Annotated in this window: 15 protein-coding genes; 10 read left to right on the forward strand and 5 right to left on the reverse strand. The window is 53.0% G+C overall.

Annotated elements, in window-relative coordinates:
* The first annotated feature begins 174 nt into the window (after window positions 1-174).
* The 5 genes from rstA (at window position 175) to J5067_RS05540 (ending at window position 6,116) form a co-directional block, all read left to right on the forward strand.
* A complete protein-coding gene (gene rstA / locus J5067_RS05520; RefSeq protein WP_264643734.1) occupies window positions 175-921 on the forward strand; it encodes a two-component system response regulator RstA in 747 nt (248 codons plus the stop codon).
* The gene (gene rstB, locus J5067_RS05525) at window positions 918-2,225 is read left to right on the forward strand and encodes a two-component system sensor histidine kinase RstB (protein ID WP_264642880.1); all 1,308 of its coding nucleotides are present in this window, start codon (window positions 918-920) and stop codon (window positions 2,223-2,225) included. Before rstA ends, rstB begins: the two co-directional genes overlap by 4 nt.
* 123 nt (window positions 2,226-2,348) lie before the next feature.
* Entirely contained in the window at window positions 2,349-2,843 is a 495-nt protein-coding gene (gene asr, locus J5067_RS05530; RefSeq protein WP_264643735.1) for an acid resistance repetitive basic protein Asr, read from the forward strand.
* A gap of 415 nt (window positions 2,844-3,258) precedes the next feature.
* Complete coding sequence (locus J5067_RS05535; protein WP_264642881.1) at window positions 3,259-4,095, forward strand: serine protease; 837 nt, start codon at window positions 3,259-3,261, stop codon at window positions 4,093-4,095.
* A gap of 239 nt (window positions 4,096-4,334) precedes the next feature.
* A complete protein-coding gene (locus J5067_RS05540; protein WP_264642882.1) occupies window positions 4,335-6,116 on the forward strand; it encodes a sensor domain-containing phosphodiesterase in 1,782 nt (593 codons plus the stop codon).
* 180 nt (window positions 6,117-6,296) lie between these two features.
* Here the strand turns inward: J5067_RS05540 and hrpA are convergent, their stop codons facing one another.
* The gene (gene hrpA, locus J5067_RS05545; protein WP_264650632.1) at window positions 6,297-10,184 is read right to left on the reverse strand and encodes an ATP-dependent RNA helicase HrpA; all 3,888 of its coding nucleotides are present in this window, start codon (window positions 10,182-10,184) and stop codon (window positions 6,297-6,299) included.
* A gap of 268 nt (window positions 10,185-10,452) precedes the next feature.
* On the opposite strand from hrpA, the gene J5067_RS05550 reads away from it, so the two are divergent.
* Window positions 10,453-11,058 carry an FMN-dependent NADH-azoreductase gene (locus J5067_RS05550; RefSeq protein WP_264642884.1) on the forward strand — a complete coding sequence of 202 codons (606 nt, stop codon included), beginning with the start codon at window positions 10,453-10,455 and terminating at the stop codon, window positions 11,056-11,058.
* 126 nt (window positions 11,059-11,184) lie between these two features.
* Here J5067_RS05550 and J5067_RS05555 read toward each other — a convergent pair whose 3' ends face one another.
* Window positions 11,185-11,493: a YnbE family lipoprotein gene (locus tag J5067_RS05555; protein WP_264650847.1), complete on the reverse strand. Its 309-nt coding sequence runs from the start codon at window positions 11,491-11,493 to the stop codon at window positions 11,185-11,187.
* 25 nt (window positions 11,494-11,518) lie between these two features.
* The gene (locus J5067_RS05560; protein WP_264650633.1) at window positions 11,519-14,104 is read right to left on the reverse strand and encodes a YdbH family protein; all 2,586 of its coding nucleotides are present in this window, start codon (window positions 14,102-14,104) and stop codon (window positions 11,519-11,521) included.
* 307 nt (window positions 14,105-14,411) lie between these two features.
* On the opposite strand from J5067_RS05560, the gene J5067_RS05565 reads away from it, so the two are divergent.
* From J5067_RS05565 to J5067_RS05575, 3 genes are all read left to right on the forward strand, one after another.
* On the forward strand, window positions 14,412-15,965 hold the full coding sequence (locus tag J5067_RS05565) for a PAS domain-containing methyl-accepting chemotaxis protein (protein ID WP_264650634.1): 1,554 nt from the start codon (window positions 14,412-14,414) through the stop codon (window positions 15,963-15,965).
* Window positions 15,966-16,238: 273 nt separating this feature from the next.
* Window positions 16,239-17,795 carry a PAS domain-containing methyl-accepting chemotaxis protein gene (locus tag J5067_RS05570; protein ID WP_264642888.1) on the forward strand — a complete coding sequence of 519 codons (1,557 nt, stop codon included), beginning with the start codon at window positions 16,239-16,241 and terminating at the stop codon, window positions 17,793-17,795.
* Between the two features lie 119 nt (window positions 17,796-17,914).
* A complete protein-coding gene (locus tag J5067_RS05575) occupies window positions 17,915-18,907 on the forward strand; it encodes a 2-hydroxyacid dehydrogenase (RefSeq protein WP_264650635.1) in 993 nt (330 codons plus the stop codon).
* A 24-nt stretch (window positions 18,908-18,931) separates the two neighbouring features.
* Here the strand turns inward: J5067_RS05575 and J5067_RS05580 are convergent, their stop codons facing one another.
* Both J5067_RS05580 and J5067_RS05585 read right to left on the reverse strand, forming a co-directional pair.
* The gene (locus J5067_RS05580) at window positions 18,932-19,219 is read right to left on the reverse strand and encodes a DUF333 domain-containing protein (protein ID WP_264629310.1); all 288 of its coding nucleotides are present in this window, start codon (window positions 19,217-19,219) and stop codon (window positions 18,932-18,934) included.
* Window positions 19,220-19,596: 377 nt separating this feature from the next.
* Window positions 19,597-19,719, reverse strand: coding sequence for a hypothetical protein (locus tag J5067_RS05585; protein ID WP_264642890.1), 123 nt, complete (start codon window positions 19,717-19,719; stop codon window positions 19,597-19,599).
* A gap of 639 nt (window positions 19,720-20,358) precedes the next feature.
* Between J5067_RS05585 and J5067_RS05590 the strand changes: the two genes are divergently transcribed.
* Window positions 20,359-21,369 (forward strand): hypothetical protein, encoded by a 1,011-nt coding sequence (locus J5067_RS05590; RefSeq protein WP_264642891.1) that lies wholly within the window; start codon window positions 20,359-20,361, stop codon window positions 21,367-21,369.
* Window positions 21,370-21,418 lie beyond the last annotated feature (49 nt).

The following is a 21,418-nucleotide window of genomic DNA, read 5'->3' on the forward strand; positions in this document are numbered from 1 at the left end:
GCGCGAGCACGTTATCAAGTTCACGATATTGCAATGAAATCCGGTATCTGCGCGTTATACCCTTTTACGCTTCACTGCTGGCGCCGCCAATGTGTGGGCGCTATGCTAACGCAAGACGAAAAACGGTTTGCCACACGGCAGGCTGACGATAGAGCAACAATAGCTACGGTGACTATGCATAAGATTGCCTTTGTGGAAGATGACCCTGAAGTGGGCAAACTGATTGCGGCTTATCTGGGAAAACATGACATAGATGTTCATCTGGAGCCGCGCGGCGATAAAGCGCTCGACTTCATCGCGCAGCAAAACCCCGATCTGGTGCTGTTAGATGTGATGCTGCCGGGCAAAGACGGTATGACCATCTGCCGCGAATTGCGCCCCTTGTACAGCGGCCCGATTGTGCTGTTGACCTCCCTTGACAGCGACATGAACCACATTTTGGCGCTGGAAATGGGCGCAGATGATTATATTTTGAAAACCACGCCACCCGCCGTGCTGCTGGCCCGCCTGCGACTCCATCTGCGCCAGTATTCAACGCAGCCAGCCACGCAGGCCGCGCCCGAAGCGCCCTCGGTGCAGGCGCAGGTTCAGGTGCACAAAACGCTGCACTTTGGCTTGCTGTGTATCGATCCGGTTAACCGCGAAGTGACGCTGGCGGAAGAGAATATTGTGCTCTCCACCGCCGATTTCGATTTGCTGTGGCAGTTGGCGACCCATGCCGGGCACACCATGGACCGGGATCTGTTGCTTAAAAATCTGCGCGGTGTCAGTTATGACGGCATGGATCGCAGTATTGACGTAGCCATTTCCCGTCTGCGCAAAAAGCTGCACGACAATGCGCTGGAGCCGTTCCGCATCAAGACCGTGCGCAACAAAGGTTACCTTTTTGCGCCGAACGCCTGGGAGAGCGCCACACCATGAGAAAACTGTTTGTGCAGTTTTTTCTGTTACTGTTTGCCAGCTTCGTGGTGATGACGCTGCTGGTGGGCCTGGTCTACAAAATGACCGCAGAGCGCGCAGGCCGTCAGTCAATGGACGATCTGATGAAAAGCTCGCTCTATCTGATCCGCAATGAGCTGCGCACCATCCCACCGCGCGAATGGCATAAAACCATCAACGAGATGGATTTGAACCTGTCGTTCACGCTGAACATTGAGCCGCTGAGTAAATACCGCTTATCGCCGAAAGCGCAGCAGCGGTTGAATCAGGGTGAAATTATCGCGATTGAAGACCAATACACCTTTATCCAGCGTATCCCGCGCTCTCACTACGTGCTGTCGGTCGGGCCAATCCCTTATCTGTTTTTCCTGCATGAGATGCGGCTATGGGATTTGTTGTTTGTGATGCTGATAGGCCTTTCTCTGGCACTGCCAGTGTTCTTGTGGATGCGGCCGCATTGGCAGGCCATGTTGAAGCTGGAAAATGCCGCGCAGCGATTGGGGGAAGGCCATCTTGAAGAACGGCTGCACTATGACAACACCTCAAGCATGGTGCGACTGGGTATCGCGTTCAACCAAATGGCCGATAACCTGAATCAACTGATCGTCAGTAAAAAACGGCTGATTGACAACATTGCCCATGAATTACGCACCCCGCTAGTACGCCTGCGTTATCGCCTCGCCATGAGCGACAATCTGAGTGAGGAGGAACAAACGGCGCTCAACCGCGACATTGGGCAATTGGAAGCCCTGATCGACGAGTTGCTGACCTATGCTCGCCTCGATCGTCCGCAGGTCTCGCTCCACCTGACGCAGATTGATGTTGCTGCTTGGCTGCAAAACAAAATCGATGAGTGGCGCATGCTGCACGCGGATAAAACATTTGAGCTATCGATGCCGCCCGATACCGATATTGGCTATCTCGATATGCGCCTGATGGAGCGGGTGCTGGATAATCTGGTCAATAACGCACTGCGCTTCTGCCACTCGCGCATTACCGTCAGCGTATCGCGCGCTGGGCCAATGGCCTGTCTTCAGGTGGATGACGATGGCCCCGGCATTGCTCAGGAAGATCGGGAAAATGTGTTTGAGCCGTTTATCCGTTTGGAGGCAGGGTTGGAAAACAGCAGCGGAGGCTGTGGACTTGGCCTCGCGATTGTTTATGCCATCGTGCAGGCGTATGACGGCACCATCGTGGTAGAGAGTAATGAATGGGGCGGCGCGCGTTTCCGTTTCTGCTGGCCGATTAAAACCGATATCCCCGTTCGCCCTGCACTCCCGTCCTGAGGGTGTACATTGCGTTACACACCGATACCAATGACTCACAGACCCCCAACGGGCTTTTTCTTATGCTTCTTTCACCGGGCCGCTTCAGGGCCCACATGTGAACGGAATAATGAGGAATTGATGATGAATAAAGTATTAGTGTTGATCGCAGGTGCAGCTCTGGGTCTCTCCTCTGTCGCGTTTGCAGCGAACACCACGGCAGCGCCAACATCCACACCTGCTGCGCATGCTCAGGAACATGCGAAGAAGACGGTGAAAAAAGCCGCTAAACCGGCTGAACAACAGGCTCAAGCGGCTAAAAAGCACGTGAAAAAAGCCAAACCGGCTGCTGCACAGAAAGCGCAAGCCGCTAAGAAACACGTGAAGAAAGCCGCTAAACCTGCTGCACAAAAAGCGCAGGCTGCTAAAAAACACGTGAAGAAAGCCACTAAACCTGCTGCACAAAAAGCGCAGGCTGCTAAAAAACACGTGAAGAAAGCCACTAAACCTGCTGCACAGAAAGCGCAGGCTGCCAAAAAACACGTGAAGAAAGCCGCTAAACCTGCTGCACAGAAAGCGCAGGCTGCCAAAAAACACGTGAAGAAAGCCGCTAAAAAACCGGCTCCGACCGCAGCGTAATCGCATCACCGCTTCTTGTCTCAAGATCCCTGCTCCGGCAGGGACGAGTTAGCCACAAAACGTGAACCGTTCCGCTTCCAACACCGAACGGTTTCACGCAGTGATAATGAGTCTGACACCCGGTGAATCGGGTGTTTTTTTATGACAGGCATTCCAGCCGTTGCCTCCCGGTAGCCGCCGTATGCCCATACGCACACGGTATGTTTAATGGGGTGCTTGATGATGTTCCATCGCTACTCATTTGAAATCGCGTTTTCGTTGGTGCTGGTGTGCGGATTTATCACGCTGCTGTTCTTTTTATGACGAGCACTCACGCACTCAGGGTCGCGCCCGCCCCCGCAACGCTGGCAAACCCGGCTATAGTTAGTGGGTGACGTAAAAAAGATATCGCTTTTTCCGCAAGGTAATCCTATTGATGCGTAAACTGGCTTGGTTGTTCTGTTTGATAGCGTTACCCGCAGCCCCTGGCTGGGCTGAACAATCCCCCTCTGAAGCGGAACGTCAGCAAATCCTGTTCTTTAATCATGACGATCGCGATCCGGTGCCGACACCCAACGCCTGGCCCTGGCAGGCCATTGGCCAACTGGAGACCGCCAGCGGCAATCTGTGCACCGCCACGCTGATTGCTCCGCATCTGGCATTAACCGCAGGCCACTGCGTCTTAGTCCCGCCATCAGGAAAACCCGATAAACCGGTTGCGCTGCGCTTTATTGCGGTCAATGGCGAATGGCAGTATGAAACGCACGCCATCGAAGCGGTGACCAATAGCGCGCTGCGCAAAAAATTGCAGCCCGACGGCGAAGGGTGGATCGTTTCTCCCGCCGCGGCACCGCTGGACTATGCCCTGATTTGGCTACGCGATACGCCTGCGGGTATCACGCCGTTAACCACCTGGAATGGCACGCAGTCAGAACTGAATGTCGCGCTGGCGCAACAGCAAGCAAAAGTCACCCAGGCCGGTTATCCCGAAGACCATCAGGAAGCGCTCTATCGTCATCAGGATTGTGTGATTACCGGTTGGGCCGCGTCCGCGATTTTATCGCACCAGTGCGACACCTTACCCGGCGATAGCGGTTCACCGTTGATGCTGAAAACGCTGCAAGGCTGGAAGTTGATTGGCATTCAAAGCTCTGCACCCGATGCCAGCGAACGCGATCGCGCTGACAATCATGCCGTTGCCCTCTCCGCCATTCAGCGTCAATTGAAGGCGCTGGCGCGCCATGCGATGAAAAACGCTGCTGATTCAGAATAATTTATCGCCAAACGCGGCGTAAAGCTAAACGCCGCGCATACAAGCGCTAGCCAGGCGATCGGTTTCATGTAAAATCGCCTTACTACGCCCTTCTCGTTTTCATCAGATAATGCAAACGCGGTACTTCTCCGGTTTTTTATCCTGTGAAATATCATGAATAGCGGTGCCTAATGACAGGTTTGTCCCCTATTGAATAGGCTAAGATGAGGTGTTCTTATAGCGCAAAAATGGAGTCATCAATGCTAAGACAGTTGAATCATGATGAGGAGCAGCGGATGCATGCGCTCGATAGGTTATTGTTTCACCTGGATACCTCTCAAGATAATGTGCTTAGCCAAATCACAACGTTGTCCAGCAAGATATTGAATATGCCCAGCGCGCTGATCACCGTCAGTGATACCCATTCATTGCATATCAAAGCCAAACATAATTTCGTTCTCAACGAGATGCGTAAAGTCGGCGCGCTCGATCAGTACACCATGCAAACCAACGAACTGCTGGTCTGCAACGATGCTTCGCAGGATGACCGCTTTAAGAACAGCCCGTATGTCAGCGGTGAGCCCCATATCCGGTTTTATGCCGGTATCCCGCTGATTACCAAAGCCGGTTATGCCATCGGCACCCTGAGCGTGGTCGACTATGTTGCGCGTTCGTTTTCGAAAATGCAGCGCCGTGATTTAAAAACGCTGGCGTCGATTACCATGGCGCTGATCGAATACCGCAACGCCATTGGCCTGATCGATGCCGTGACCTTGTTGCCCAATCGTCAGCGGCTTATCGAAGACATCAGCCAGTCCACGGATATTTTTGAAGATTTCGTGCTCATCCTGCTCGACAGTATCGATCTCACCTATATCTATGAAATGGCGCGCTCACTCGGGATGCCAACCGTGGAAAGCGTACTCAAGGATATCGGCCTGTTCCTGCGGCTGAATATCAGCCGACAAGCCAGCATCTACAGCATTTCTGCGGGTCGTTTTGCACTGCTGGTCAAAAAAGAGCAACAAGAGCAGGTACTGGGTACGCTGATGTCGTGTGCCGACCGCATTCAACAGAGCATCACCAGCCATATCCCATTGAAACTGGAAATTTTTATCGGCTACACCGAATTTCAGATTCCGATTGACGATCCGCAACGCATTCTGCGTGAGGCGTTGAGCGCACTTCACGATGCACTCAAGAAAAACACCCGGCTGATGGCGTATCATAAAGAGAGTGATGAGTACCAGAAGCGCGCCTTCACGCTGCTTAACGATTTATCGGATACCTTGCAGCACGGCCATCCGGGGCTGTATCTGGTGTATCAACCCAAATTGCACATCAAAACCCGGCGCGTTATTGGTGCTGAAGCGTTGATCCGCTGGCGACACCCTGAATTCGGTGAAATCTATCCGGACCAATTTATTCCACTGGCCGAAGATACCACCCTGATGCGCCCGTTAACGGAGTGGGTGATTCAGCAGGCGGCGCGGCAAGTGAGAAAATGGCGGCAATCTGGCATTAATATCGCCGTCTCAGTCAACGTCACCGTCACCAACTTCGCCGAAGAAGATTTGATTGAACGTTTACAACGCATCCTACGAACCAATGAACTCAGCATCCATGATATTGAATTTGAATGCCTTGAAACACAAAAAATTGTCGAAAACTCCGCCGCACTCTCCACCATTAAAAAACTGAAAGACCAGGGCTTCATGATCTCCCTGGATGACTTTGGAACCGGTTACAGCAATCTTAACTACCTGAAAAATACCCCTGCCCACGTGATCAAGCTCGATAAATCCCTGATCAAGGATATGAAGACCGATAAGAGCAGCCGCATTATCGTGCAACACACCATCGAGATGCTGCATAAATTGAATTATCTGGTGTTGGCGGAAGGCATTGAAGATGAGGAAACACTCCACTATTTAGGGCAGTACAATTGCGATCAAGGCCAGGGTTATTATTTCTCACGCCCGCTGGTGGCCGACAATTTTGCACAGTGGTTAGAGCTACATGATGCCAGCATAAAGTCGTAACCCCCGTCGTTTTATCACCTGCAACCGCTTTCATCTTGCACCCCAGCGTGCTCGCCAGCGCGTATCGTTTACATCACTCCCCCTAACCGCCCTTTTCCTGAGACAGCGTGCGCAAAAAAAGCGGGCGTACCGTTTTCCGTTACGCCCGCATGCCGGTGTACCGTAATGCCTCACTGACGCTTACAACACAATCTGCTCCATGGCTTGCAGCACCCGTTTATCCGAAATCGGATAAGGGGTACCCAGCTGCTGGGCAAAATAGCTGACACGTAGTTCTTCAATCATCCAGCGGATGTTTTTCACGTTGTCATCATCGCGCTGCGCTTCAGGCACCTTATGCCACCACTGCTGCCAGGCTTGCTGCACCTGTTCCACCTTCAGCATTTGTGCTCTATCACGGTGAACATCCTGCGCCAATTTTTCCAGCCGACGCTCAATCGCCTGCAAATAGCGCAACACATCGGGCAGTCGCTGCCAGCCGACATCGGTGACAAACCCGCGGTATACCAAGCCACTCAGTTGCGCTTTGATATCGCTTAACGCCAACGCCAGCGCCATATCGACCCGGCCTTTAAGCCGTTTATTGATAGCGAAAACGGTAGTCAGGATCTGCTCAACCTGCCTGGCGATATCGACAACGGTGTCGTTAAGCTCCGCGCGCACCTTTTCATGTAACTGCTGGAACGCGGTTTCTTCCCATACCACGCCCCCCGCCTGTACCACCAGTTTATCAACGCCGCAGGCGATGCAATCATCAATCAGATCCAGCACTTTGCCGTAGGGATTGAAATAGAGCCCGAGCTTGGCTTTGTTCGGCAGCTTTTCATGCAGGTATTTGATCGGGGACGGGATATTGAGCAGCAGCAGGCGGCGCAGACCGTGGCGCATCGCGTGCTGCTGCTGTTCCGGTGTATCAAATACCCGGATGGCGACGCTCTCTTTTTCGTCCACCAATGCCGGATAAGCCTTCACCGAGTAACCACCGCGCTTCTGTTCATAGCGTTCCGGCAGGGTGCCAAAGCTCCAAATATGCAGTCCCTGCTGCTCCAGCCCATCGTCGGCGACGGCGGACAAGGTCTGCTGCACTTTCTCTTTGAGCTGGGTTTTCAGCACCGCCAGATCTTTGCCTTCGCGTAACGTATGATTTTTTTCATCGATCACGCGAAACGTCATTTTCAGATGATCGGGCACCTGTTCCCATTGCCACTCTTCACGCGGCACGGTCACGCCGGTCATCAAGCGCAGTTCACGCTCCAGCGATTCCAGCAGACCTCGCTCCAGCGGCGTGGCGCGCCCGAGAAACGCTTGAGCATAATTCGGCGCCGGCACAAAATTGCGTCGCAACGGTTTGGGCAGCGATTTGATCAGGGCGATAATCAAATCTTCACGCAGGCCGGGAATCTGCCATTCAAACCCGTCTTCACGCACCTGATTGAGGATGGGCAGAGGAATATGCACCGTGACACCATCCGCATCGGCACCGGGCTCGAACTGGTAGGATAAACGCAGTTTAATCGCCCCCTGATGCCAGAAATTGGGGTAATCCAGTGCACTAACCTTCTCCGCGCCCTCTTTGATCAACATGCTCTTTTCAAAGTTGAGCAGATCAGCATCTTCGCGGCTGGCGGCTTTCCACCAGTTATCAAAGTGACGGGCAGAGATAATCTCGTGCGGGATGCGCTGATCGTAAAAAGCAAACAGCGTGTCGTCATCGACCAGAATGTCGCGACGCCGCGATTTGTGCTCGAGATCCTCCACTTCTGCCAGCAGTTTTAGGTTGGCGCGAAAGAAAGCGTGCCGCGTTTGCCAATCCCCTTCCACCAGCGCATGGCGGATAAACAGTTCACGCGCCAGCACCGGATCAATCTGGCTGTAGTTAACCTTGCGCGCCGCCACAATCGGCAAGCCGAACAGCGTGACTTTCTCCTGCGCCATCACCACGCCCTGCGCTTTTTCCCAGTGCGGCTCGCTGTAGCTGCGCTTAATCAGGTGCTGCGCAACCGGTTCAATCCATTCCGGTTCAAGGCGGGCTGCCATGCGCCCCCACAAGCGACTGGTTTCCACCAGTTCCGCCACCATCACCCATTTCGGCGGTTTTTTAAACAGCGCTGAACCGGGGAACAGTGCGAAGCGTGCATTGCGCGCGCCGGTAAATTCCTGCTTTTCGACGTCTTTCTGACCGATATGGGACAGCATGCCGGTCAACAACGCGCTGTGTACACTGAGATAGTCTGCCGGTTCGCTGTTGACTGGAATGCCCAACGTTTTCACCACCTGGCGCAGTTGGGTGTAAATATCCTGCCATTCACGCACCCGCAGGTAGCTTAAATAGTCACTGCGGCACTGTTTACGGAACTGGCTGGAGGAGAGTGCCTGCTGCTGTTCACGCAGGTAGTTCCACAGGTTGACCAGCGTGAGGAAATCGGAGGAGGTATCGACAAAGCGCCGGTGTTTTTCATCGGACGCCTGCTTTTTGTCCAGCGGACGTTCACGCGGATCCTGAATCGACAGCGCCGCAGTAATTACCATTACTTCACGCACGCAGCGGGTTTTGCTGGCTTCCAGCACCATGCGTGCCAGACGCGGGTCGATGGGCAACTGCGCCAACTGCCGCCCTGAAGGTGTCAACCGGTAGTGACCGTTGTCGGCCGTAGCGATCGCCCCCAACTCTTCCAGCAGGCGCACACCGTCCTGAATGTTGCGGTTGTCTGGCGCTTCGACAAACGGGAAAGCGGCAATATCGCCCAGCCCGAGTGATGTCATCTGCAAAATGACCGAGGCCAGATTGGTGCGCAAGATTTCCGGGTCGGTAAATTCAGGACGCGACAAAAAATCGGGTTCCGAATAGAGCCGAATACAAACCCCGGCGGCCACGCGGCCACAGCGGCCTTTACGCTGATTGGCCGACGCCTGCGAAATGGCTTCGATCGGCAAGCGCTGAACCTTGGTGCGATAGCTGTAGCGGCTGATGCGCGCCGTGCCGGGGTCAATCACATAACGGATACCCGGCACCGTGAGTGAGGTTTCCGCCACGTTGGTGGCCAGCACAATGCGCCGCCCGGCATGGGATTGAAAAACACGGTTCTGTTCTTGATTGGATAAGCGCGCATAGAGCGGCACCACTTCAGTGTGCAGCAAGTCCAGCTTATTGAGCGCATCGGCGGTGTCACGGATCTCCCGCTCGCCGCTCATAAACACCAGAATATCCCCCGGCCCTTCGCGACTCAGCTCATCGACGGCGTCGAAAATTGCCTGTAGCTGATCGCGGTCGCTGTCATCCGCCTCTTCGACCACCGGACGGTAGCGCACTTCCACCGGATAGGTACGCCCTGACACTTCCACGATCGGCGCATTGCCGAAATGGCGTGAAAAGCGCTCGGGATCAATAGTGGCCGAGGTGATAATCACCTTGAGATCGGGGCGTTTAGGCAACAGCTGGCGCAGATAGCCCAGTATGAAATCGATGTTCAGGCTGCGTTCATGCGCCTCATCGATGATGATGGTGTCATACTGCATCAATAACCGATCTTGCTGAATCTCTGCCAGCAAGATACCGTCGGTCATCAGCTTCACCAGTGAGGTTTCCCCCACCTGATCGTTAAAGCGCACTTTATAGCCGACACAGCCGCCCAGCGGCGTGTCCAATTCGGCGGCAATGCGATCGGCCACGGCACGCGCGGCCAGACGGCGCGGCTGGGTATGACCGATCATGCCTCTGACACCGCGTCCCAGTTCCAGGCAGATTTTCGGTAACTGGGTGGTTTTACCCGAGCCGGTTTCACCGGCAACGATCACCACCTGGTGATCGCGCACCGCGCGCAAAATCTCGTCACGCTTCTGGCTTACCGGCAGTTCGGGCGGATAGCTGATGGTGGGACAACTGGCCTTACGCAGCGCAACGCGGGTTTGCGCCGCCGCGATGTCTACACCGAGTTCTTGCGCAATAGCGGCTTGCGCCTGTGGGTTACGCACTTTCGCCGCCCCCTGTAAACGGCGTTGCAGGCGCAACCTATCGCGCAACATGAGCTCATCCAACTGAGATGACAATGCTGTAAGGGGTGATGTCACAATCCTGTTCCTCAAACGTATATCGCGCCAACGCGGTAGCGCAAGCGCCACGCAGGCTGCCTCTGCGCCTGCGTTTTATCATTCGGCGGGCATGTTATCACATGCCAGCGCGGCTGTTATCACCGCGCCCTTTTTCTCTTGTTCAATAAAATCGAACAATGCCCTCGAAATATTGCACTTTCAACCTGTTGGTACACTGCATAAGATGCTAGTCATCCGGGGGCAATGACAAGACGTACCCCATCCAAACGAGAAAAGGAATGACACAATGAGCAAAGTACTAGTTCTTAAATCCAGCATTCTGGCAGGGTATTCCCAGTCAAGCCAACTGGCGGATCACTTCGTCGCCGAATGGCAAGCCGCGCACCCTAACGATACCCTGACCGTGCGTGACCTGGCAGCCAACCCGGTTCCGGTGCTGGATGGTGAACTGGTGGGTGCACTGCGTCCTTCCGATGCGCCGCTGACCCCGCGTCAACAAGAAGCGCTGGCACTGTCTGATACCCTGATTGCCGAATTGCAGGCGCATGACGTGGTGGTACTGGCCGCACCGATGTACAACTTCAATATCCCGACCCAGTTGAAGAACTACTTTGACCTGGTTGCCCGTGCCGGTGTGACGTTCCGCTACACCGAACAGGGTCCGGAAGGTCTGGTGAAAGGCAAGCGCGCTATCGTGCTGAGCAGCCGTGGCGGCATTCATAAAGGCACCCCGTCTGACCTGCTGGAACCGTACCTGCGTCTGTTCCTCGGTTTTATCGGCATTACCAACGTGGAATTTGTGTTCGCAGAAGGCTACGGCTACGGCCCGGATGTTGCTCAGAAAGCGACCGAAACGGCAAAAGCGCAGCTCTCTTCACTGGCAGCAGCCTAACCCCTGCTTGCCGTTGTCTGATGGCGCCAGCGCCATCAGATCCCAGATTCATCATTACTACCCTGTCTCAATATTGTGTGTTTTGGTTAGCCACTGCGCGTCTTTCGACGCGCTTTTTTTTTGCTTTCAGCGCCCCTGTGCCGCCGCCGCGGCGGGACTGACCACCGTTTCTGCCCGCGCCTGCTCGCGGGTTGTGGTTTTAACCCGGCTTTCGCTTTCATTCACCGCATCCACCGCCGCGTTATTACCGGATTCCAGCAATCGCGTGGCGTCCTTATCGGCACGAATGGTGATGTCGTGCTCCACCCTGACGTTCATGTTGATGGTGATCGGAGTGGTAGGTGCAGCCACCTCAATGCGCGGCACACAGCCTGCCAGCAACAGGGTTAGCAGGCTTATAGCCGCGTGATGCACGCAGACAGAACCACGCCGCATGCGCGCCCTGCCGCTCTTCCTGAATTTATTCTCGTTCATTGGCTCGTTGCTCTAGTGTGTCCTGCACGGTGCCGCCAAAGCGCAGGCTTTGCCAAAGCTGGCTCAGATCCTGCCAGTGGCGGTAATTAAGTATGACCGGTTTTTGCATGCTACGCGTGGAGTTCTTGCCTTCGATATGCGCCAGCAGCGCCATTTCACCTTGCGGCGTCATGTCCACAGAGGCATAGGCACGGCTGATTTCCAGATAACGCAGCCAGTTCACCACGGCACCTTGCGCCATATTACGTTGCGCCAGCTCATCGGCCAACTGTTGGTCAAGACGCAGCGTGAGTGACTTATCGTTACGCAGTTGCCCGCGCGTAATCATCTTGTTCGGGTCGGTGAAATCCAGCGGCAGAACGCCGCTCATTTTTCCCGAAAGGGCAAACTGCTTTATCTTGAGCGCGGTCACCAGTTCACTGAGATCGACACCCTCAACGGTAAACAACACCGGATCGCGCAGCGGCCAACGCAGCGCGGAGAGGCTGACCCGCCCCCCGAGTACGCCCATCTCCGCCTGCGACAAAATCAGAGGATGATCCTCACCGAAAGGATAAGCGCCCTGCAATGCCAGATGGATATCCTGCATGGTGAAGACGCTGACCAGTTTGTCGATATGTAGCGTGACGGGATGCCTGACACCGAATTCCCACCGATGCTGCGCAAAGCGATACGGTAAAACAAAATTGACGCCGCGCACTTCCCCATCCGGCAGCCAGGCGCTGCCATTCTTCACCACCCAGTGTCCGCCTGCACTGAAGCCCTGCTGGCGGGCAGCCGAAAAAGCCACCTGCGCATAAAATTCACCCGAACGCACGTTGATGTTGAGTTTTGGCGATAGCAGTGGCTGAAACACGGTTAACGGCTGTGCCGCCCACCACCCCATACCGCGCAGACGCTCTCCATCCCAGCGGCCACGCAGCGCTACCGGACCAATCGCTTGGGCATTGAGATCGCCCTGCCATTGAAAATTTGATGGGCTACGTCCGTCGACGCTAAACAGCAACTGTGAGGGAGGAAGGTATCCGCCTTCCCCCAGGTCAACCCGCTGTGATGTCAAGCGCAATGCACCAGCGAAATGTTCTTCCCCTGCTTTACGCTGCCACTGCAAGGGGGCCGTCAGGGTTAAACGCGGTTGGTGCGCCAGTACATGGCCATAGCGCAACTGATCCAACCCGCTGGAGAGTTGCTCAACCGTGATAAGCGAATCTTCCCAGCGTCCATGTCCGGCGACATCCCACTGGCTCCCGAGCGGCGGCAAGCGCCCTTCCCCCCAATAGCGCCACTGCCAGCGGCCGCTGTCCGGCCAGAAATCATGTGCCTGTCCATCCAGATGCAGCGCGATACGGCCCCAATAGCGATCTTGCGCGCGGACGATCGCCTGTAACCGACCATTCACCCCGTTGGCATTCAGCCGCAGGCCGGCCAGCGGCCAGCGCGCCTCCTCCAGCACCGTCTGCGCCGAGGGGCGTCCCCAGGCACGCAGTAGCGATCCCGGCAACAGCGCCAGGGTGGGGTTGATAACAGAACCACGGATCTCGCCGGGAATGGTGGCACTCAACGAGATATCGGCTAGATTGGCCTGCCCGGTAAGCTGGAAGCGTAAGGCGCTGTCAAGCAGCCCCAACCGCCCAGGCCCCAGCACCAGCACCGCGTTTGCCCTGCCGTTATGCCCTTGCGTCAGCATATTCAGACGCGCATCAATGCGCGTTTGCTGCCAACCGTCGCGCCAGTCGTGCAGCGTCATCGAGACATTGCCTGACAAGGGTTGCGCGGCGTAAGGCCAACGCCAGACGCCGTTTTCGATATCGATACGATCGGGACTCATTTTCCACGGCAGCGATACCAGCGGCGTGCTGTCATGTTGCGCCTCCAAACGCAGAACCCCTTGCGTTCCCTGCCAGTTCAGCGCCAACGTGAGCGGATCGGGGATGCTGCCGCTTTCCATGCGCCCTTGCAAAGCGCCACGCAGCGGCGGATGCGACACGCTCTCCGCCAGATCGGCCTCACCGCGCAGCACCAGACGAGAAGCGACATCAGGCGCAGAGAACTCCGCACTCTCCAAGGTGAAATGCGCGTCTTCCACTTTTGCCGTCAGCGATAACAGTTCACTTCGGTAACGCAGGGATTGCTGCTGGCGGTCAAGCACCAGATGCAGTTGCCCGGCATAGCTGTCCCACGGCAACACTGCCAGACGACCGATATTGATTTCAGCAGCGAACAGCCGCGCCTGCCACTGCGCGAGTAACGCCGGTTCGGCGTCTGCACCATCGGAGGAAGACGCAGGCAGACAGGCGGTATCGAGCGTCAAGCGGTCAATGTCCACGCGCCAACGGTGTGGTGCGCGCGTGAGCTGGATGTTATCGACATCCAGTAGCACACAGTCGCCCAGCGCAATGCGCACGCCCGCCGTGTTCACGCCCTGGATCCAGACAGGACGTGATTTCAAGGTGAAGGATGCGCCTTCAGGCAATACACTTCTCGCCGCAGCGGCCAGCCACTGGGGTGAGGTATACCAGACAACCAGCGCAAGCAGCATCGCGCTTCCTGCGGCAAACAGACACTTTCTCATTGCTCATCCGATCGGCAGCAGTTTTTTTCACCTGTGCAGAAGTGTGTATACTTCTTTATTATTAACATTCATTAACCTATTCAGTCACGCCTTACACCATTCAGCGCACATATTACTTACAGATTAGTGATAAAATGTTTACTTACGCGTAAAAGCTGCAATGCTTTAGCACCAAAATCATCGCAGGCTTAAGGCACAGTGATAAGCATAGAAGTGCCACGGCCACGGGTAACAGCATGCAGGTTAGGTAATACATTTCTTGTGATGCAAACGTTGTACCCGGAATTTGTACTTAAAGGACTACGTCATGCGCAAAAATCTCCCCATCCTCTCGCAGCGCTATCCATTGGACGCTGAGACACGGCTTATGTCTGTGACCACGCCCGGTAGCTTTATTACCTACGCCAACAAAGACTTTATCCAGGTCAGCGGCTACCACGCCGAGGAGCTAATGGGGGAGCCTCATAATATTATCCGACACCCGGATATGCCGCCATCCGCGTTCGCGGATATGTGGAACACACTCAAAAAGGGCAAAATCTGGACGGGTATAGTCAAAAACCGCCGTAAAAACGGCGAGTTTTACTGGGTTAAGTCGAGCACCACGCCGTTAAAAACGGGCGATCGACTTACCGGGTATATGTCGGTGCGGATTGCCGCTACCCACGAGGAAATCGCCCAGGCGGAAGCCCTGTATGACCGGGTTAACCGCGGCAAACTGACACGCCAAACCTTTTTTCAAGGCCTGTTAGTCTATCGCGGCCTGTGGGGGTGGTTGAACCTGACAAAAACCTTACCCTTGCGCTGGCGTATTCGTATCTGCTTTCTGCTGTGCAGCCTGTTGCCCCTGTCACTGGCTGGCGCAGCCCTGCATACCACCCCCTCTGCGTCCTTATGGCTGGGGCTGCTTGCCGCCTGCTCCCTCGCCGGCTGCGAATTACTGGTTCGCCAGGTAGCAGCTCCGCTGGCGCATATTTTGCAGCAGGCGATGCGCGCCGCCGCCGGTCAGGCAGACTCCATGGAGCAACTGGATCGCGTCGATGAAATAGGCATGCTGATGCGTGCAGTAAACCAATCCGGCCTGAACTTTCGCACCTTCGTTGACGACGTCAACAGCAACCTGCAAGCGCTGAATGCCGCCTGCCGTGATATTGCAGAGGGTAATCATACGCTGTCGCAATGCTGTGAAGACACCGAGGACAATTTGCAACAGACGGCGGCGTCGGTAGAACAACTCACCGCTACCATTAAAAGCAATGCGGACGCCACATTGCAAGCGTCTCATTTCACACAGGACGTCAATCGGGCGGTCAACAGCGGCGAGGAGGCGGTAGTTCAGGTCTCTGCGACCATGGCGGCGATCACCCAGTCCAGCGCGCGCATTACCGATATTATCCGCGTGCTCGATGACCTTGCCTTTCAGACCAATATTCTGGCACTCAACGCGGCGGTTGAGGCCGCACATGCCGGAGAACAGGGGCGAAGTTTTGCCGTGGTGGCCGGTGAAGTGCGCTCGTTGGCACAAAAGAGCGCCGCATCGGCGCGTGACATCGCCGCCATCATTGATGAGACGCTTAACACCATCCGCGCCGGTGAACACCAGGTTTCTCATACCCATTCGTCCATGAGCAACATTCTACAGCAGGTGCAGCGTGTCACCAATTTGATGCAAGAGATCAGCCTTGCCACGCAGGAGCAATCACACGGGCTGAATCAGATCAACAGCGCGGTCACCAAGATTGATGAACTGACCCATCAAAATACGGTATTAGCGGGACAGTCGCACAGCGCGACCGATCAGTTGGAGCGACAAATTGCCGATATGGCCCGCGCCATTTCCGTTTTCAACGCCCCGCGTTAATCCCTCGGTTCAGGGCCGGATAGGGACACTGTCCGGTCTTTTTTTCTCACACGAAAAACATTGCTGCACCCTTCAAAATTCTGGACGTCACCTATAATGAATAGGGTCGTTTTTTGTTATTTATCACGCTTCGCCATTATCACAAAAAAGTCATTAGCCTCCTCACGGTTTCCGGTATTTGCGGGTAATCAGCCTGAGCGGGGTTATGTGTATTGTCATTATCATTCGAACCTTTATCGCTGTCGTATTGGCATTAACGAAAAGGACTGGCAAATGCGAAAGAACTTTCCTGTAAGCGACATTCAGTATCCATTAGATGAAAAAGCTAAATTAATGTCGGTCACAACACCGACCGGACATATTACCTATGCCAATGCCGACTTTATTACCGCCAGCGGTTACAGCTCCGACGAAATTCTTCAACAGCCGCACAATATTGTGCGACATCCCGATATGCCGCCTCTGGCATTTGCAGATATGTGGCGTACCCTGAAAGCAGGAAAGCTCTGGACGGCGGTGGTAAAAAATCGGCGAAAAAACGGGGATTATTATTGGGTTAAAGCCAGCTCTACGCCGCTGATGAAAGACGGCGAACTGGCGGGATTCATGTCCGTGCGCACGCCCGTCGGGCAAGAAGACATTCAACAGGCCAGCGCGCTGTATCAGGAAATGAATGATGGCAAGCTCACCTATCGAACCCTTTACCAGGGCGTGTTGATATTTACCGGGCCGCTAAAACTTCTCAGTATCGGCAAAGTCATCCCGTTGCGCTGGCGTATTCGCAGCTATCTCTTGATGCTGTTTGTTTTTACCTTGATGGCCTTATATGTCACCATTCCCATTACGCCGCCGCTCGCCCTCTTTTTGCTGTCATTCTTTTTCGCCACCTTGCTTGCCAGTGAGTTTCTGGTGCGACATATTGCCGCCCCGTTAGAAAAAATTCTGTCTCAGGCAATTAACTCTGCATCGGGTCAGGCAGACAACCACTTCCAATTAAATCGTGTCGATGAGGTTGGCATGTTGCTGCGTGCTGTCAATCAATCAGGCATGAATTTTCGCACCTTTGTGGATGACGTGAACGGACAACTGCGAGAAGTGCGCAGCGCCTGTGTGTCCATCGCCCATGACAACCTGACGCTAAGTCAGCGCTGTGAGGATACGGCGCAAAGCCTGCAAAATACCGCAGCGTCAATGGAACAGTTAACCGCTACCGTCAAAAATAACGCGACCGCTTCCCACATGGCTTCGCAGTGTGCCATGGATGCCAACAGCGCGGTTGACGTGGGCGGAAAAGCGGTTCAGCAAGTCGCCAGTACCATGGATACCATGACGCAATCCAGCCAGGCGATTAACGAGATCATTAGCGTGCTGGACAATCTGGCCTTTCAAACCAATATCCTGGCGCTCAACGCCGCCGTGGAAGCCGCGCATGCCGGCGATCAGGGCAGAAGTTTCGCCGTGGTAGCAGGTGAAGTGCGCACGTTGGCGCAGCGCAGTGCTATCGCCGCCAAGGACATCGCGAGCATCATTGATACCACCATCGATAACATCAGCCGAAGCGATAAGCTGGTGCACCATACCAGTGATTCGATGGAAAATATTCTCACTCAGGTGCAGCAGGTCACCCAGCTGGTGGGTCAGATCAGTTTGGCAACCCAGGAACAGTCCATCGGACTCAATCAGATTACTGATGCGGTTAATAACATTGACGAGCTAACGCGCCAAAACACGCTGCTGGCGACCCACTCCAGTTCCGCGATTGACTGTCTGGAAAAACAGATCTCCACCATGGCAGATGCCGTTTCTGTGTTCAGCACCGTGCGCAGATAATAACCTGATTTTTCTGTGCTTTCTTTTTCAGCAAACCACCGCGATACCGCAGTCGGTGGTTTGTCTCGCCCTGATTTTCTTGCTAACGTAGCGGAAGTATTCTTGCGGAGAGACGCGTGATGAAAATCGCTATTTACAGCACCAAGCAGTACGACCGTAAATTTTTGGAAAAAGCCAACCAGCAGTTTGGTTACGAGCTTGAATTTTTTGATTTTATGCTGAGCGCGCAAACGGCCAAAACGGCGGTGGGCAGTCAGGCGGTGTGTATTTTTGTCAACGATGACGGCGGCCGCGAGGTGCTAACCGAACTGGCACAACTGGGCGTAAAAACGCTAGCCCTGCGCTGCGCCGGGTTTAATAACGTGGATCTCGAGGCGGCAAAAGAATTGGGCATCGACGTGGTGCGCGTGCCCGCCTATTCACCTGAAGCCGTTGCCGAGCACGCCGTCGGGCTGATGCTGTGCCTCAACCGCCGCATTCATCGTGCCTACCAACGTACCCGCGATGCCAACTTCTCTCTGGAGGGGCTGATTGGATTCAATATGCACCAGCGCACCGCCGGGATCATCGGTACCGGGAAAATAGGCATTGCGGCGATGCGTATCCTGAAAGGATTCGGCATGAAACTGCTGGCTTTCGATCCCTACCCCAATCCTCAGGCGTTGGAACTGGGCGCACAGTACGTGGATTTGCACACGCTGTATGCGCAATCTGATGTCATTTCTCTGCACTGCCCGCTCACCCCGGAGAACCACCATCTGTTGAATGCCGATGCCTTTTCGCAGATGAAAGATGGTGTGATGATCGTTAATACCAGCCGCGGTGGTTTGATTGATTCGCAGGCCGCGATTGACGCTCTGAAACAGCAGAAGATTGGCGCGCTCGGGATGGATGTGTACGAAAACGAACGCGACCTGTTCTTTGTGGATAAATCCAACGATGTGATTTTGGATGACGTGTTCCGTCGTTTATCTTCCTGTCACAACGTGCTGTTTACCGGCCATCAGGCTTTTTTGACCGAAGAGGCTTTGCTCAGCATTTCTCAAACCACCCTGAGCAACATCAAGCAACTTGCCCAAGGTGAATCCTGCCCTAACCAGCTGGACGCATAACCCTGACCGGCGGGCAATAGCAACTCAGCCCGCCGGACACATCCCGTTCAGTAACGATGATTCATCGCAACGCTTACCGTTGGCTAACTGGCAGGTGCCGATATTGCTGCCATTCAATTGCCGAGATTGCGCCATGGTGCCGCCCGCCAACGTACAATTGACCTCTGCCGGCGAGTTGCTTTTCAGCAATAATGCGGTCTCATTCCGGCTTATCGTATTGGCCTCGCTCTGCGCAACCGAATGATTGTCACTGCTGCATGCGGTTACCAGCACAGCGCTGATACCGACCAATAGCCATTGATACCCTTTCATTCATTGGCTCCATTACTTGTTTTATTCTCATTACGTGAGGGTCTTCGCGTCGCTACCGTCAGCATTGCGCGGCAGGTCACGCCACCCGCACTATTATTTTTCTGCTCCACGGGCGGAATGACGACGTGATAATTTTGCGACACACATCACAAAAAACTTGCATTGTGTGACGAAAGTCATATTATAGACAGCAACAAGGCAATAACAGATATCGCCAACTTATTAACGCTATACGGAGTCAACAATGAAAATTCGCGCTTTCTTCAAAGACATCATCGATTCCTATATCAAATTATTCGAAAATGCCCCGAAAGGCGGCTTTTTCTAAGCACCCGTGTTATACGAAAAAAAGCTGCTTCGGCAGCTTTTTTTGTGCCTTACAGCCTCCTTCCGGTCAACAACGCCTTCGCATTAATAGTGGAGGTTGCCCACTCACTGCTTCCCCCATCACCAATCGCCCAATCGGCCTTATCCATACCAGAGAGAGTCGATGACGCCATCACCATCATTGTTCTTTAATCAATGGAAAATATTGCCATGAATATTTTTTCCGTCATGAAACTTATCCAACCAAGAATTTAAAAAACTAAAAATATTATTTATTAATTGGCTCTTCATCTCATAGCCTGTAGAAACCGAGCAATTACTGAAATAAGAGTTCCGGGCGATTAATCATAACGAGTAAAAATCAACTGCATGATTGAAAACATTTCCAAGCGAAGATGCATTCACATAATCAGCATTGATATAATATTTTGAAAATAAAACACCGGATAAATTATAATTCTCCATACTTACCATTTAAACTCAAATAGTTAACTATAGAAACCGTTGGTCACTGTCTTTGATAATGTTAATATTTACATTTCCTTTGAATGATAAAACATAATGATTATCATATCATGCGCGTAAATCTCAGTAGCAAATAACAATCAATGCAAAATATCATAAATCCTTCAAATTAAATACGGTATCGTTATTTGTAACAAAATCAGTGTTATTTAAACTAAGTTAACAATTGAACCAATTCGGTTTTATTTACAATTGTAGTCTTATCAGCTTAAAACTATAGTCTTTACCGACAACGATATAAACCATAGTGTTAAAACTTAGAAATTGATATTTAAAATGGAGTTTCAATGCAGACGAATGCTATCACAAGCACCCATCATGAAAATACCGCCATACAACATTACCATCGTGAAACCCAATCAAATGAGACGCTAAATCAGATATCCACTGTCTCTAACTCTCAAGAAGATCATACGCTACACAAGCCTTGTTCAAGCTCATCCGATACGCAACGATCGTTACTTTGTTCTGTACGTGAATTTTTTTCTCCGTCATCATCAGCATCGACACAGAAAGCAACACCTGAAGAACTGAGGTTCATAGAGGAAGGGAGGTCATTGGTACTAAAAAGTGATAAGTTAATTCAACAAAATCAGCAATACAATAATTTTTCATTTTCCACTGCGCCCTCATGCGGATGGAAAACGATATTTGGATTGGGCTTACTTGCAGGTGCCAGTGTAAGTTGCGGCGCTTTTTTGTGGGCGCGACAACAAAACAATATAGTACCTGGTAATAGTTGCCCACCAAATGACCACTCACCGTTAAGTCCATTTTCAATGCCCCTATCGTCGGCGACACAGTCAACAACCGAAGCTATGCAATTCAGACCCGACACGGATCAATCCGCACAAAAAGCAGAAGCGTTAACCTCAAGCGCGAGTACGATAAAATCAATACAATCAATGAGAAAGAACCCAAGGGGAGATTTTTTTAAACAAACAAAAGTGTGTGATAATTCAACAACTCATTATAAAGATTGCCATGTCAGGCATATTAATACTGATAACTACCAGAGATATTGCTTCCTTTACTCAAAAGAAAAGCCCTGTGAAAATCCAGAGGATGTCAATAAACCAGTGGTGAGAGTGGTCGAACCCCAAAGAAATATAGACACAAAAAAACTTAACATTAAACAAAGGATAAAAAGCACTCAACTCGATAGCTGTACACAAAAGAATAGTTTATGTATACCCTATCCCTTAGAGGAGAACCCTGACATTTACATTCAGAAATGTTATGACTATGAAACCAAGTCCAGTTGTTTGATAAAATTAAAAGACTACCAAACAGAGTAATATTTTAACCAATGTCCGACAAATCCTCGCCCAATGTGGGTGGGGATGG

Origin of the sequence: Candidatus Symbiopectobacterium sp. NZEC151 (genome assembly GCF_025962655.1) — a bacterium.
Taxonomy (GTDB): domain Bacteria; phylum Pseudomonadota; class Gammaproteobacteria; order Enterobacterales; family Enterobacteriaceae; genus Symbiopectobacterium.

Bases quoted from the DNA above. Each gene is read 5' to 3' on its own strand.
- J5067_RS05540 (WP_264642882.1), top strand. From the start codon at position 4,335: ATGCTAAGACAGTTGAATCATGATGAGGAGCAGCGGATGCATGCGCTC.
- J5067_RS05555 (WP_264650847.1), bottom strand. From the start codon at position 11,493: ATGCGGCGTGGTTCTGTCTGCGTGCATCACGCGGCTATAAGCCTGCTA.
- J5067_RS05575 (WP_264650635.1), top strand. From the start codon at position 17,915: ATGAAAATCGCTATTTACAGCACCAAGCAGTACGACCGTAAATTTTTG.
- J5067_RS05565 (WP_264650634.1), top strand. From the start codon at position 14,412: ATGCGCAAAAATCTCCCCATCCTCTCGCAGCGCTATCCATTGGACGCT.
- J5067_RS05550 (WP_264642884.1), top strand. From the start codon at position 10,453: ATGAGCAAAGTACTAGTTCTTAAATCCAGCATTCTGGCAGGGTATTCC.
- J5067_RS05585 (WP_264642890.1), bottom strand. From the start codon at position 19,719: ATGGCGTCATCGACTCTCTCTGGTATGGATAAGGCCGATTGGGCGATT.
- J5067_RS05570 (WP_264642888.1), top strand. From the start codon at position 16,239: ATGCGAAAGAACTTTCCTGTAAGCGACATTCAGTATCCATTAGATGAA.
- J5067_RS05535 (WP_264642881.1), top strand. From the start codon at position 3,259: ATGCGTAAACTGGCTTGGTTGTTCTGTTTGATAGCGTTACCCGCAGCC.
- asr (WP_264643735.1), top strand. From the start codon at position 2,349: ATGAATAAAGTATTAGTGTTGATCGCAGGTGCAGCTCTGGGTCTCTCC.
- J5067_RS05560 (WP_264650633.1), bottom strand. From the start codon at position 14,104: ATGAGAAAGTGTCTGTTTGCCGCAGGAAGCGCGATGCTGCTTGCGCTG.
- rstB (WP_264642880.1), top strand. From the start codon at position 918: ATGAGAAAACTGTTTGTGCAGTTTTTTCTGTTACTGTTTGCCAGCTTC.
- J5067_RS05590 (WP_264642891.1), top strand. From the start codon at position 20,359: ATGCAGACGAATGCTATCACAAGCACCCATCATGAAAATACCGCCATA.
- rstA (WP_264643734.1), top strand. From the start codon at position 175: ATGCATAAGATTGCCTTTGTGGAAGATGACCCTGAAGTGGGCAAACTG.
- J5067_RS05580 (WP_264629310.1), bottom strand. From the start codon at position 19,219: ATGAAAGGGTATCAATGGCTATTGGTCGGTATCAGCGCTGTGCTGGTA.